Origin of the sequence: Frigoribacterium sp. CFBP 8759 (genome assembly GCF_014841655.1) — a bacterium.
Classification (GTDB): Bacteria; Actinomycetota; Actinomycetes; order Actinomycetales; family Microbacteriaceae; genus Frigoribacterium.
In genome coordinates, this window is sequence record NZ_JACYUH010000001.1 from 79,001 (window position 1) to 92,403 (window position 13,403).

The 13,403-nt window shown below is 73.7% G+C and carries 13 protein-coding genes; 9 read left to right on the forward strand and 4 right to left on the reverse strand.

The genetic code is table 11. From position 1 onward, the window contains the following. Positions 1–52: 52 nt before the first annotated feature. Positions 53–1,612: a carboxylesterase/lipase family protein gene (locus IFT79_RS00395; RefSeq protein ID WP_159826849.1), complete on the reverse strand. Its 1,560-nt coding sequence runs from the start codon at positions 1,610–1,612 to the stop codon at positions 53–55. Positions 1,613–1,755: 143 nt separating this feature from the next. On the opposite strand from IFT79_RS00395, the gene IFT79_RS00400 reads away from it, so the two are divergent. From IFT79_RS00400 to IFT79_RS00410, 3 genes are all read left to right on the forward strand, one after another. Beyond that, entirely contained in the window at positions 1,756–3,504 is a 1,749-nt protein-coding gene (locus IFT79_RS00400; RefSeq protein ID WP_056048167.1) for a cation:proton antiporter, read from the forward strand. Positions 3,505–3,578: 74 nt separating this feature from the next. Then, a complete protein-coding gene (locus IFT79_RS00405) occupies positions 3,579–4,928 on the forward strand; it encodes an ABC transporter permease (protein ID WP_056048169.1) in 1,350 nt (449 codons plus the stop codon). A gap of 19 nt (positions 4,929–4,947) precedes the next feature. Beyond that, positions 4,948–5,181, forward strand: coding sequence for a hypothetical protein (locus IFT79_RS00410; protein WP_056048171.1), 234 nt, complete (start codon positions 4,948–4,950; stop codon positions 5,179–5,181). A 24-nt stretch (positions 5,182–5,205) separates the two neighbouring features. Here IFT79_RS00410 and IFT79_RS00415 read toward each other — a convergent pair whose 3' ends face one another. Together IFT79_RS00415 and IFT79_RS00420 are read right to left on the reverse strand one after the other, a co-directional pair. Then, positions 5,206–5,505 carry a hypothetical protein gene (locus tag IFT79_RS00415; protein WP_056048172.1) on the reverse strand — a complete coding sequence of 100 codons (300 nt, stop codon included), beginning with the start codon at positions 5,503–5,505 and terminating at the stop codon, positions 5,206–5,208. Positions 5,506–5,632: 127 nt separating this feature from the next. Continuing rightward, a complete protein-coding gene (locus IFT79_RS00420) occupies positions 5,633–6,130 on the reverse strand; it encodes an 8-oxo-dGTP diphosphatase (RefSeq protein ID WP_192122640.1) in 498 nt (165 codons plus the stop codon). A 118-nt stretch (positions 6,131–6,248) separates the two neighbouring features. Here IFT79_RS00420 and IFT79_RS00425 point away from each other — a divergent pair, with 118 nt between their 5' ends. The 5 genes from IFT79_RS00425 (at position 6,249) to IFT79_RS00445 (ending at position 10,236) form a co-directional block, all read left to right on the forward strand. Beyond that, entirely contained in the window at positions 6,249–6,602 is a 354-nt protein-coding gene (locus tag IFT79_RS00425) for a hypothetical protein (protein WP_043596433.1), read from the forward strand. Between the two features lie 49 nt (positions 6,603–6,651). Continuing rightward, entirely contained in the window at positions 6,652–7,182 is a 531-nt protein-coding gene (locus tag IFT79_RS00430; RefSeq protein WP_192122641.1) for a hypothetical protein, read from the forward strand. A 95-nt stretch (positions 7,183–7,277) separates the two neighbouring features. Then, positions 7,278–7,562, forward strand: a complete 285-nt coding sequence (locus IFT79_RS00435) for a hypothetical protein (protein WP_192122642.1) — start codon at positions 7,278–7,280, stop codon at positions 7,560–7,562. A gap of 20 nt (positions 7,563–7,582) precedes the next feature. After that, a complete protein-coding gene (locus tag IFT79_RS00440; RefSeq protein ID WP_192122643.1) occupies positions 7,583–9,691 on the forward strand; it encodes a S9 family peptidase in 2,109 nt (702 codons plus the stop codon). 5 nt (positions 9,692–9,696) lie between these two features. Further along, a complete protein-coding gene (locus IFT79_RS00445; protein ID WP_192122644.1) occupies positions 9,697–10,236 on the forward strand; it encodes a DUF1697 domain-containing protein in 540 nt (179 codons plus the stop codon). Positions 10,237–10,282: 46 nt separating this feature from the next. On the opposite strand, the gene IFT79_RS00450 is transcribed toward IFT79_RS00445, so the two are convergent. Then, positions 10,283–11,893 carry a CYTH and CHAD domain-containing protein gene (locus IFT79_RS00450; protein ID WP_192122645.1) on the reverse strand — a complete coding sequence of 537 codons (1,611 nt, stop codon included), beginning with the start codon at positions 11,891–11,893 and terminating at the stop codon, positions 10,283–10,285. A gap of 74 nt (positions 11,894–11,967) precedes the next feature. On the opposite strand from IFT79_RS00450, the gene IFT79_RS00455 reads away from it, so the two are divergent. After that, positions 11,968–13,323, forward strand: a complete 1,356-nt coding sequence (locus IFT79_RS00455; RefSeq protein ID WP_192122646.1) for a maltokinase N-terminal cap-like domain-containing protein — start codon at positions 11,968–11,970, stop codon at positions 13,321–13,323. Positions 13,324–13,403 lie beyond the last annotated feature (80 nt).

The following is a 13,403-nucleotide window of genomic DNA, read 5'->3' on the forward strand; positions in this document are numbered from 1 at the left end:
ACATCCCGGTGAACGGCGGGTGACGCGGACCGTCGCGCGGCCGGGGCGCGCCTCACACGTGCGGGACGAAGTCCTGCCAGGCCCGTCGCCGTTCGCCCCGCGGATCGTGCTCTACGCGGTCGCGGGCGTCGATGATGAGGGTGCGTCGGCGGTGCGGGTCGTAGGTCGGCCAGTCGGCGACCGCCCCGGTTCGGACGAACTCGAGCCAGCGGGAACGCGTCCGCGCCGCCGTGCGCAGGAACGCCCGACGGCCGCCCAGGAGGCTCATCGCCCACCCGAACGCGGAGCCCATCCGGTCGTAGATCGCCCAGAGCTCGAGACCGTGGAACGCGTCCACCCCGACCGTGCGGAGGATGCGCGTCGTGGCGTCGAAACGGTAGAACCGGACCGGCTGGTGGACCGCGTGCCGCTCGGCCACCTTGACGCTCGGGAACCAGAACGCGTAGTCACCGCCGAAGTCGAGGGCGGCCGGGCGGGCGGGCAGCCCCGGGTAGTGCTTCTTGATCGCCTTCCGGGCCTTCTTCTCGGTCGCGGCGAAGATGGCCCGGATGCGGGGCTTCGTCGTGGCGAGGATGTCGCGGCGGCCGGTGAACACCGACCCCTCGCGGTCGTTCGTGCCGATGATCAGAGGCACCGGGTGGGCCCGGCCCGCCTTGAAGGCGTCGAGCGGGCGTTCGGGCAGGAAGTCGCCGTCGATGACGGGGCTGAAGCAGATCGTCCCCGGATCCTCGTCCGGGGTGCGCAACTGCAACCGGCTGGCGGCCCGGACGATCGCCGTCGTCGGTGCCTCGGCGAGCATCGTCGCCGCGTCGTCGACGCTCGTGGCCTCGAGGTCGTCGTCGCGCAGGTCGTGGGCGAGCAGCTCGAGGAACTCGCCCGCCCAGCGCCGCGTCACGTCCGGGGGGTAGATGGCGTTCGGCGGTGCGCTCTGGGCGACGACCCCCCGGAAGAGGCCGCGAGCGCGCGGCACCGTCATGAGGGTCGTCACGGCGTTGCCGCCGGAGCTCTCGCCCGACACGGTGACCCGGCCGGGGTCGCCGCCGAACGCGGCGACGTTGTCGCGGACCCACTCGAGGGCGGCGACCTGGTCGCGCAGCCCGAGGTTCGAGTCGAACGGGCGGTCCTCGGTCGCCCAGTGGCTGAAGTCCAGGTAGCCGAAGGCGCCCAGCCGGTAGTTCAGGCTCACGTAGACGATGCCGCCCTCACGGACGAGCGTCTCGCCCTGTCTCGGGAACTCTCGCGACGACCCCACGCTGTACGCGCCTCCGTGGACGAACACGAGGACGGGCAGCCCGTCGCCCGGTGCCGTGCCCTCCGGTGCGACCACGTTGACCGTCAGGCAGTCCTCGCTGAGCGGGGTGGTGGCGTCGACGCCCACGAACTGCACGCGGTCCTGCGGGGCTGCGGGTCCGAACCGGCCGGCGTCGCGGACGCCCGTCCACGCCGCCGGCGCCTCGGGGGCCCGGAAACGGAGGCGCCCCACGGGTGGTGCGGCGAAGGGGATGCCGCGCCAGGCGAGCACGCCGCGCTCCCGCACGCCGCGGACCTCGCCCGAGCGGGTGGTGCGGACGAGGTCGGGGGCCGGGACGGTCGCCCGGGGCTGTGCGGTCACGGAGCGATGCTACGGGTGGTCGGACGGTCGACCGGGGCCGTTCACCCGACGTTCTCCTAGGGGGTGCCTGGGAGGATGGTCGGGACTTTGCAGTCGATGCACATCGCACGGCTGCCCCGACGACTGGACGGAGCCCGGCTCACATGGAACTCGGCGAGCTGCTGATCATCTTGACCGGGTCGCTCGTCGTGACCGCCTTCGCCCGCTGGCGCGGCCTGCCCGCCCCCCTGCTGACGGTGGGCGTCGCCCTGCTCGTGTCGTTGATCCCCGGCGTGCCCGACATCGAGATCGACTCCGAGGTCATCCTGACCGTGGTCCTGCCGCCGCTGCTCTACTCGGCCGCCCTCGACGTCTCGCTGCTGAACTTCCGGGAGAGCCGCGTGCAGATCGCCCGGCTGGGGGTCGGTGCCGTGATCGTGACGGCCTTCGCCGTCGGGGGCGTCGCCTACGTGATGATCCCCGACATGACCCTTCCGGCCGCCCTCCTCGTCGGGGCGGTGGTCGCGCCTCCCGACGCCGTGTCGGCGGCCGCCATCGGCCGGAAGCTCGGCCTGCCGCGCAAGGTGATGACCGTGCTGTCGGGCGAGAGCCTGATCAACGACGCCGCGTCGCTCACCCTGGTCAAGGTGTTCCTGGCGATCGTGGGCGGTGCCAGCCTCACGCTCTGGGACGACCTCGGCATCTTCGGCCTCGCGATCGGCGTCGGCGTCGCGGTCGGTCTGGTCCTCGGCTTCGTCGCCCACCGCGTGCGCATGCGGATCGACGACCCCGTGGTCGAGAACGTCATCGGCCTGCTGCTGCCGTTCATCGCGTACATCGCCGCCGAGGAGCTGAGCGGCTCCGGCGTGCTGGCGGTCGTGGCCGCGGGCCTCTACGTCGGATTCAACTCACCCCGCACGGGCTACGCGACCCGGCTGCAGGAGCGCCCGTTCTGGTCCGCCGCCGACGTCCTGCTCGAGGGGTTCGTGTTCGCCCTGATCGGCCTCCAGCTGCGTGCCGTCGTGCTCGACGTCAGCGAGAGCGAGCGCGGCCTCGGACAGAGCGTCGGCGTCGCCCTCGCCGTCCTCGCCGTGGTCGTCCTCGTGCGCCCGGTCTTCGTGTTCGGCACCTACCACGCGGCCCGTGCCGGCCGGTACCTCTTCCTCTCGACGGTGCTGCGGAAGCTCCGCCGGGTGCCCGCGCTCCGCCGGCTGCGGCGGGCGCCGGCTCTGCGGACGCTGCGCTACCACCCGCAACCCCGCATGGACTGGCGACAGCTGAGCGTCATCTCGTGGACCGGCATGCGGGGCGTGGTGACCCTCGCCGCCGCCGTGTCGATCCCGGCCGTCACCGAGTCGAGCATCCCCGTGCCGGCGCGCGACACCATGTTCCTCATCGCGTTCATCGTCACGGTCGGCACCCTGCTGCTGCAGGGGCTCACGCTGCCGGTCGTCATCAGGGTGCTCGGCGTCCGGGACGACACGCAGCGCGACCGTGACCTCGCCGCCGAGCTGGCGGTCTTCGCGACGAGCACGGACGAGACCATGGCCTACGTCGCGGAACGGCGTGCCGACTGGGAGAAGCGCTGGGGGCCCGAGCTCACCGAACGCGCTGTCCTGCTCGCGACGACTCGGCTGCTGCGGCAGAACGAGGCGCTGCAGCGCACGGCCGTCGACGACGCCGACGAACGGGACGTCTCGGGGGCGACGGCCGCCCAGCGCGCCCGCCGTCGAGCGGCGCCCCAGGCGCTCGGCTCGATCCGACGCGAGCTGCTCGCCAAACGCCGCGAGGTGGTGCTGCGCGAGCGCGACGCCGGGGCCCTCGACGAGGAGGTCATGAGGCGCGTGCTGCTCGGGCTCGACGCCGAGGAGCTCGCCATGGACACCTCGGCCTTCACGAGCACGAGGTCGTGACGCCGCCGCGGCGTATCGTGAGCGGCACCGGCGACGAGACGGGAACACGACCGAGGGCAGGAGGGCGCGGCACCGTGGCGACCACGACGAACCAGACGACCACGGACGACGCGGGCGGGCCGCCCAAGCCCGAACTCGGACGGTACCGTCGCTGGTACTCGACCCTCCACCCGTCGCTGCAGCTGATCGGCCTGCAGCTCTGGCTGCCGCTGTTCTTCATCGTCGGCTTCTGCCTCTGCTACATCGCGGCCTTCCACGCCCCCCACCCGCACGACGTGCCCGTCGCGGTCGTCGGGTCCTCGTCGGCCGCCGCCGACCTGCAGACGGGCCTCGACGACGCCCGCCCCGGCGTGATCGACGTGCGCGCCTACGGCTCCGCCGACGAGGCCGAGGAGGCGGTGCTCGCCGGACGCGTCGCCGTCGCCTACGACCCGGCCGAGACCACGATCTACACCGCGAGCGCCCACCAGTACCAGGTCGCCGCCCTCATCCCGGCGACGATCACCCCCGTGCTCGAGGCCCAGGGGGTCACGCCCACCGTCACGGACCTGGCACCGCTGCCCGCGAACGACGAGTACGGCACCGTGTCGATGTACCTCATGCTCTCGTGGTGCATCGGCGGCTACATGGTGGCGATGTTCATCGGGCTGATGGGCGCCCCGCTCCGCCACCGCACCCGGATGACGGTGATCGGCGTCGGCGGCGGCGTGATCTCGCTCGTGACGAACGTCCTCGCCGGGCCGGTGATCGGGGCCGTCGACGGGCACTTCGTGCCGCTCTTCTTCATCGCCTGGGCCTGGATCATCGCGATCGGCCTCGCGGTCAACGGCATCAGCTACTTCGTCGGACGGTTCGTCGCCCTGCCCGCGATGATCGTGTTCGTCTTCCTGTCCATGCCGTCCTCGGGTGCCGCCTACCCCGCATGGTTCATGCCCCAACCGTTCGCGTGGCTCAACGCCGTCGTCGTCGGGAGCGGCATCACCGAGATGCTCAAGCGCGTGCTCTACGGCGTGGGCCCCGGCTACGGCCGCGGCGTGACGATGATGCTCTGCTACGCCGCTCTCGGCATCGTGCTGATGCTCGTCGGCAAGCGCTGGTGGGAGAGCCGCCGCATCGCCCGCATCGTGTCCGGCCGCACGACGATGTTCGCCGACGCCCAGAACGCGAACCGCGAGTTCCTCGTCGCCGAGCGCGACGAGGTGCTCGCCCGACACGGCCTCGTGGCGACGGACACGGGCACGATCAACACGATCCCGGCGGACGAACGCGACGACCTCGGTGACCCCGGCGAGCGGGGCGACATGTTCCTCGGTGCACCCGGCGGGCTCGAGAACGACGAGCTCGCGACGCGACCCGTGCGCGTCGTCCCGAGCGACCGGATCGGGTCGGGGCACCCCGGGCGCGAGGACGGCGTCGCGCGCTGAGGCGGTACCCTCGACGCTCGTGACCACGACCACCCTGCACCGCCTGCTCGTCGCCCTCGCCGTCCTGCTGCTCGTCGCGGCCGGGGCCCTCTACGTCCTCTCGGTGACGCTGGCACCACAGGGCGGTCCCGACGTGGCGGCGCGCTTCGTCGGCTACGCCTGGTTCGCGGTCGTCGGTGCCGTGCTCACCGGCGTCGTCGACTTCTTCGTACGCGCGGGTCTGTCGCGCACCGGGACCCGACGCGGACGCTGACCCCGCCCGGACGGGGTGTCGGGCTCAGACGAGTCGTGCCTCGGCGGTCGAGGCACGTCGCTCGGCCAGCTCGATCGCCGCGAGGCGTTCGATGCGCTGCCACCGCGCGGCCGTGGCTGCCATGCCCGCGACGAGGGCGACCACGCCGAGGCTCGAGAGCGCCAGCAGGACGCCGCCGAAGGCGGCCCCCACCACGACGACGACGAGGCCGAGGGCCCAGGCCACCGCGGGCAGCCAGAGCGGCAACGACAGCTGGCGGGGCGCCACGGCGGTGCGGGCCGGGCTCCGGAGCGTGGTCGTGGTCAGGCCGTCGTAGCTGGTCATGTCGCTCCCCGTGAGATCCGTCCGACGGCGGGGATCTCCCCGTGATCCGTCTCGGAACCGACCCTAAGCGGAGCACGGCGCCACCGCGCCCCCCTCTGCGAGGGCCAGGCGTCCGGGCCGGAACGCCTCAGGGGCCGGCGTGTTCCGCCGGCAGCGGAGCGTCCGAGGCCACCGTCGCGAGGTCGGCCGCGAAGACGAACGTCCGGGTGACCCGTCCCCCGGCGAGCACACCGGGCAGCCAGTGCGACGCGTCGTCCCACATCTCGTCCAGGGGCAGCTCGTCGAGGTCGAACCACCGGGGCACCAGCTCGTCGCTCTCGGCGGGGTCGCCGCACCACGCGGTGACGACGAAGACCGTCGACCGCTGGCTCCAGCTCTCACGGTGCGGGAAGAGGTAGAGCAGGTCGCCCCTCCGGTCGAGGTCCGACGCGAGCACCTCGACGCCGCTCTCTTCCGCGATCTCGCGGACCACCGCCTCCTGCACGCCCTCTCCCGGCTCGAGCTTGCCCCCGAGGCCCACCCAGTGCCCCGTGCCGAGTCCGCGCTTCTTGCGTCCCAGCAGGACCTGCCGACGCCCCTCGTGCTCCCGCAACAGGTAGGCGACGCAGACGCGGTAGACCGGCATGCCGGAAGGCTACCGGCTGTCGTCCCGCCCACAGGGCGGACGGCAGGAGGGCGGACGGCAGGAGGCGCGGGCCGCGTCCCCGGGAACCGCACGACGCCTCGCGCGTAGGCTCGTCGGCATGTCCGAAGCACGATCGAGCGGGAGGCGACGCCCCGGGCCCGAGTTCCGCGGCGCCGGCCGGAGCCTCGAGGTGCTGCGCGCCGAGGCCCACGACGAGCTCTCCGCCCTGATCGAACTGCGTTGCCGCAACGGCGAGGACCCCTGGGACGTCATCCCCGGGCTCCCCACCGTCGACGAACAGGTCGTCATCTCGCTGCGGGCCGACGCCCTGGGCACCGACGGCGTGCCGACCGCGACGGGGCTCGGTCTCGCCGACGAGCTCGGCTACCTGCGCACCATCGCGTTGTGGCACCCCGAGCTGTCACGGGCCGTCTGGTCGCTCATGGGGCGACTCGACGACGCCTCTCGCTGACCGCGACTCCCCCGACCCGGCTGTCGGTGGTCCGCCGTAGCGTGGCCCCATGAGCTGGTGGGACGTCGTGACCGTGACCGTGGGTGCCTTCGTGGGTGCCGGGGCGGCGTTCGCGTCGAACCTGCTCGTGCGGCTGATCGAGTCGCGCCGGCGCGAGGCGTCGGCCCTCAACGAGCTGATCACCGAGATCCACTTCCGGCGCGTGCTGCGCCGGGTGGCACCGAGGCTCAGCCCCAACCCCCGCGCCCTCGACCCCGTCTACGAGCAGGCGCGCCATTCGATCTCGGCCCTGCGTGGCGAGATCCGGCGGGCGCGACGGGCGCTCCGTCCCCGTTCGTCGGCCCTGCCCGTGCTCAACGAGATGACGCTGGCGTGCAACACCTTCCTCGACGACAGCGACGACGCCCCCGAGCGCTACCGCCTGCACCTCATGCAGCTGCACGCCCGGCTCAACGCCTCGGTCCGACGACTGAGGTCCGACCGCCGGTCCATCTCCGACCTCGAACCCGGCGAGGCGCACCTCGGCGCCACCGTCCAGGGGTTGGCCGCGCCGACCACGGCCCTGCCCGTCGACGACTGACCGCCGCCGGGTCGGGCGCCGACCCGCGTCAGGGCCGGCCGACGACCGACGGCCTGGCCGGACGTCACCGAGGAGGCGCGGGTACCGTCCCCGGCATGAGCGACCGCGACCAGACCCCGGCCCCCGACACCACCCCCCGCGACGACGCGTCCGGCGCGAGCGAGACGGTCGACCCGACCGGGCACGACGTCGACGCGACGTACACCGTCCCCGGGACGCACTCCGAGTCGGCCGCCGAGAAGGCCGGCACCCCCGAGCAGGCGATCGACGAGGCCCGCGAGGGCGAGGCGCCCGACCCGGCCGACGTCCACGTCGCCTCGGACGAGTACCCCGAGGTGCCGGCCTTCAACGGCATCACGGCCAGCGACCGCTCCGTCTGAGCCGCCGTTAGGCTCGGGTGATGGCCTCCGTTCCCGCTCCCCGTGCCCCCCACAAGCCCGTCACCCGGTCGCACCACGGCCACGACTTCGTCGACGACTACGAGTGGCTCCGTGCCAAGGACGACCCCGAGGTCGTCGCGCACCTCGAGGCCGAGAACGCGCACACCGAGGCCGAGACGGCCCACCTCGCCGGTCTGCGGCAGACGGTCTTCGACGAGATCAAGGGCCGGGTGCAAGAGACCGACCTGGGCGTCCCGGTCCGTGAGGGCTCGTGGTGGTACTACTCGCGCACGGCCGAGGGGCAGCAGTACGGCATCCACTGCCGCGCACCGATCACCGGGCCCGACGACTGGACTCCCCCGTCGATCGAGGCGGGCGAGGCCGCCGAGGGCGAGCAGGTGCTGCTCGACGGCAACGCCGAGGCCGAGGGGCACGACTTCTTCTCGATCGGCAGCTTCGACGTCTCGCCCGACGGCTCCCTGCTCGCCTACGCGGTCGACGTCGAGGGCGACGAGCGCTACACGCTGCGCATCCGCGACCTGGCGACCGGCCGCGACCTCGACGACGTGGTCACCGGCACGGCCGCCGGCGCCCTGTTCGACGCCACCGGCCGGTACGTCTTCTACCCCACCGTCGACGAGTCCTGGCGGCCCGACACCATCTGGCGTCACGAGGTCGGGCAGCCCGGCGACGACGTCACGGTGTTCACCGAGACCGACGACCGCTACTGGATCGGGGTGGGCCTCACGCGCAGCCGCCAGTACCTCGTCGTCGACGTCGGGTCGAAGATCACGAGCGAGACCTGGCTGCTCGACGCGGCCGACCCGACCGGCGAGTTCCGGGTCGTCTGGCCGCGGCGCGAGGGCGTCGAGTACGACGTCGAGCACGCGATCGTCGCGGGCAGCGACCGCCTGCTCATCGTCCACAACGACGGCGCCGAGAACTTCGAGCTCGTCGACGTGCCGGCCGACGACCCCACGTCGACGACCGACCGCCGCGTCATCGTCGAGCACCGCGCCTCCGTCCGGCTCGAGTCCGTCGACGCGTTCTCCGGCCACCTCGTGGTCGAGTACCGTCGCGACGCGCTGCCGCGCTTCGCGGTCGTGCCGCTCGGTCCCGACGGGTACGGCGAGGTCTCCGAGGTCGGCTTCGACGAGCCGCTGTTCGCCGCCGGCGCGGGCGGCAACCCGGAGTTCCAGCAGCCGACCGTCCGCTTCGGGTACACCTCGTTCGTCACGCCGTCGACGGTCTACGACCTCGACGTCCGCACGGGCGAGCGTCACCTGCTCAAGCGTCAGAACGTGCTCGGCGGCTACGACCCGGCCGACTACGACCAGGCCCGCGAGTGGGCCACGGCGGCCGACGGCACCCGCGTGCCCGTCTCGCTCGTCTGGCGCCGTGACGCCCTCCCCGCCGAAGGGCCCTCGCCCGTGCACCTCTACGGCTACGGCTCGTACGAGCACAGCATCGACCCGGGCTTCAGCGTCGCCCGCCTGTCGCTGCTCGACCGCGGCGTCGTGTTCGCGGTCGCCCACGTCCGCGGCGGCGGCGAGCTGGGACGCTCCTGGTACGAGGACGGCAAGACGCTCACCAAGAAGAACACCTTCACCGACTTCGTCGCCGTCGCCGACCACCTGATCGCCGAGGGCCGCACGACCCCCGAGCTGATGGTCGCCGAGGGCGGCAGCGCGGGCGGCCTGCTGATGGGCGCGGTGGCGAACATCGCCCCCGACCGGTTCGCCGGCATCGTCGCGGCCGTCCCGTTCGTCGACGCCCTGACGAGCATCCTCGACCCCGACCTGCCGCTCACCGTGATCGAGTGGGACGAGTGGGGCGACCCCCTGCACGACGCCGAGGTCTACGAGTACATGCGCGGTTACAGCCCGTACGAGAACGTGCGCGACGACGTGACCTACCCGCGCATCCTCGCCGTGACCTCGATCAACGACACCCGGGTGCTCTACGTCGAACCCGCCAAGTGGGTGGCGCGGCTGCGCGAGGTCGACGCCCCGGTGCTGCTCAAGACCGAGATGTCGGCCGGGCACGGCGGCGTCAGCGGACGGTACGAGTCCTGGCGCGAGCGGGCGTTCGAGATCGCGTGGATCCTCGACGTCCTCGGGCGGGCCTGACGAGCGTGGACCACGTCGCGCTGCTGCGGGGCGTCAACGTCGGCACGGCCAAACGGGTGACCATGACCGACCTGCGGCGCGTGGCCGCCGACCTCGGCTTCGAGCGCCCCGAGACGCTGCTCAACAGCGGCAACCTGGTGTTCGGGGCGTCGTCGCGGCTCGGTGCCGACGACGCCGCCGGGCTCCGGGCGGCGATCGCCCGGGCCACCGGCGTCGACGCCGACCTGGTGCTGCTCGACGCCGAGCGCTTCACGCGGCTGGCCGTGGCGAACCCCCTCCGACGCGAGGAGCGCGAGCCGAAGCTGCTGTCGGTCGCGTTCGCCGAGGTGCCGGGCGCACTCGACGGGGTGGCGCCTCCCGACGTCGACCTGGGCGACGAAGAGATCGTGGTCTCGCCCGACGCCGTCCACCAGTGGCTGCCGGCAGGCGTGCTCGCCTCGCGGGTGCCGGACGCCTGGTGGCGGGGGCTGCCGACTCCGGTCACGGCCCGGAACGACGCGACCGTGCGCAAGCTCGAGGCGCTGCTCGCCCGCCGCTCCGCCTGACCCCTTCCGCGCCCGAGGTCCCACGTCAGAGGTCGGCGACCCGACGTCAGAGGTCGGCGGCGGCGCGGCGGAAGCGGCGGAGGGCGTCGTCGGCACGGGCGGACTCGAGGGTGGCCAGCACGCCGTAGCCGAAGGCGTCCTCGCCCGACCGGTTCGCGAGCGTCGCGACCTCGCGCATCGTCCGCACCGCCGCGAGGGCGTCGCGGTGCTCGCCGAGGGCGTCCTGGACGGCCTCGGCCCGGCGGGCCCGGCCGCGGCCCGATCCGCTGCGGGCCCGGTCGGCCTCGAGGGCGTACCGCAGTCGTCGGGCGGCCTTCCGCGCGTCGTGCAGGACCGGGAGCGCGTCCACGGCGCCTGCGCGGTCCGTCGCGTCCACGGCCGCCAGCCCTGCCCGGACCGCCCGCCTCGTCCGCTTCCGCTCAGCCCGCAGCCGCGCGGCCGAGAGGTCGGCGGCCGGGTCGGTGGCGTGGTCCCCCGTCGCCGGGGCCGCCACGAGCGCGTCGACCGCGTCCAGCAGGTCGAACCAGGCGCCCGAGTCGAGCAGGCGACGCACGTCACCGACGGCCTCGTCGAGTCGTTCGCCGAGCCGGGCGTCGATCCGCCCCGTGACCTGGGCGGCCACGAAGCCCTCCGGAGCCGAGGAGGCGCGGGTCGCCACCCGGCCTCGCGCCACCTCGACGTCCCGAGCGGCACCCGAGACGTGGCCGACGTGGCGGGCACCCGCCACGACGGCGGCGGCGAGCCCGGGGTCGAGGACGCCGTCCCACACGGTCAGCAGGGCGCGCAGCCGCCGGGTCGTGGTCCGCAGCCGATGGACCGCATCGGGCCGGCCGTCGCGCACGGCGGCGTCCACCGCGAGCAGGTCGTCACGGAGACCCGTGGCGGCGGTCGCGACGAAGGCCGCCGCCGACTTCTTCTTCGGGGCCGGGGTGGCCGGGGCAGGCACGACCGTCGAGGCGGCCCCGCCGGCGCCGTCGCCCGACGCCGCCGGCACCGCGAGTTCCGAACCCAGCCCTCTGGCCAGCTTCGACTTCGACGACGAGAGCGACGCACCGGCCGCCTCCAGCCGCTCCGCGACCGCGTCGAGCAGCCGCTCGCCCTCGTCGCCGTCGACGCCCGGCGCGAGCTCGACCTCCCACTCGCGCCAGGTGCGCAGCACGCCCGTGTCGGGGTTCGACGCCCGCACCACGTCGTCGGCGAGTTCGGCCAGCTCGCGGTCCGAGCCGTCGAGCAGGCGGGTCACGGTGCGCGTCGTCTCGAGTCGGAGCACGGGGTGCACCGGCCGGCCCCGCAGCCGCGCCTCGACCAGCCGGCGCAGCGCGTCCGGCACGGGCTCGCCGGGGTCGCCGAGCGGCCAGTGGACCTCGCGGCGCCCGGTCGTGCCGGCCGACGGCGGCAGCTTGAGGTGCCATCCGGCGTCGCCACCGCCCTCGCGCCTCCTCAGGGTGGTCCGGGCCCCGAGCAGCGTGTGGTCGACGGTGTCCCAGTAGGTCGCGGCGAGCTCGACGGGGTCGTCGTGCCCCACGCCGTCGACGACGAGCGCCTCGGCGGCGCCTCCCCCCACCCCGACCAGGTCGGGCACCCCGGCGCCCTCGTGGACGTCGTACTTGCGTTCGATCTCGGTCTGTTCGGTGCGGCGCGGTGATGCGGTGCTCATGCCTCCGTTCTAGTCGGGAGGCCTGGTGACCGGCCTCCCGGACCCCGCGGGGCGGCCCGGCGTAGGGTCGTCGCATGAGCGATGTGGCACCGATTCTTGCCGGATGGATGGCGCGTCAGCGCTGGTACGCGACCAAGGGACGAACGCCCGCCCTGCGGGTGATCGGATCGTTCGAGGCCGAGGTGGACGACGCCCTCACCATGACGCTGCTGATCATCGACGAGGCGGCGGACGTCCCCGTCCTCTACCAGGTGCCCCTCGTCAGCCGCGCGACCCCCCTGCCCGGCGGCGACGCGGCCTTCATCGGCTCGGCCGACGGACGCTACCTCTACGACGGTCCCCACGACCCGGCCTACGCCCGGGAGTTGCTGCGCACCATGTCCGCCGAGGCGCACGTGGTGGGTGCCGACGTCACGGTCGACGGCACGCGCATCGTCGACCCCGGGCAGGTGCGTCGCTCGCGCGTGCTCTCGGGCGAACAGTCGAACACCTCGATCGTCTACGACGTCGAGGGCGGCCCCGTCGACCAGGTCATCGCGAAGGTCTTCCGGGTGCTGCACCACGGCGACAACCCGGACGTCACCACCCAGGCCGCCCTGACCCGTGGCGGGTCGACGCACGTCCCCTCGTCGTTCGGCTCGTTGCGCGCGACCTGGCCCGACGTCGGGCGCGAGGGCGGGACGGCCACCGGCCACCTCGCCTTCTCGCAGGAGTTCCTCCCCGGCCTCGAGGACGCCTGGCGCGTGGCCCTGACGGCGGCGGCCGACGGCACCGACTTCACGTCCGAGGCCCACGCGCTCGGCGTGGCCGTCGCCGAGGTGCACGCGACCCTCGCCGCCGACCTGGGCACGGTCCCCGCGGGCGACGACGAGATCGCCGGGGCCCTGACGAGCATGCGTCGACGCATCACGACCGCGTCGCGCGAGGTGCCGCAGATCGCCGAGCACGCCGCCGCGATCGGAGCCGTCTACGACGCGGCCGAGCACCTGCACTGGCCCGACCTGCAGCGCATCCACGGCGACCTCCACCTCGGTCAGGCCCTGCTCTCGCCCGAGCGCGGCTGGATGCTCATCGACTTCGAGGGCGAGCCCCTGCGGCCGATGCCCGAGCGCTCGCGCCCCGACCTGCCGATCCGCGACATCGCGGGCATGCTGCGGTCGTTCGACTACGTGGCCGGTTCGCTGGCGCAGGAGGCCGTCCCGGTGGACGCCGCGGCCTGGGCGCACGATGCCCGCCGCGCGTTCGTCGACGGGTACGTCGCCTCGTCCGGCGTCGACGTCCGGGCCGCCCGGGCCCTGCTCGACGCGTTCGAGATCGACAAGGCCGTGTACGAGGCGATCTACGAGAGCCGCAACCGGCCGGATTGGATCGACATCCCGCTCGCGGCCGTCGCCCGGCTCGCCGCACGCAGCGCCCCCGCCGCCGACTGAGCCGGGCGGGCAGGGTCGCGAGGCGTCCTCCGCGTGACGGGCAGGGTCGCGAGGCGCCCTCCGCGTGACGGGCAGGGTCG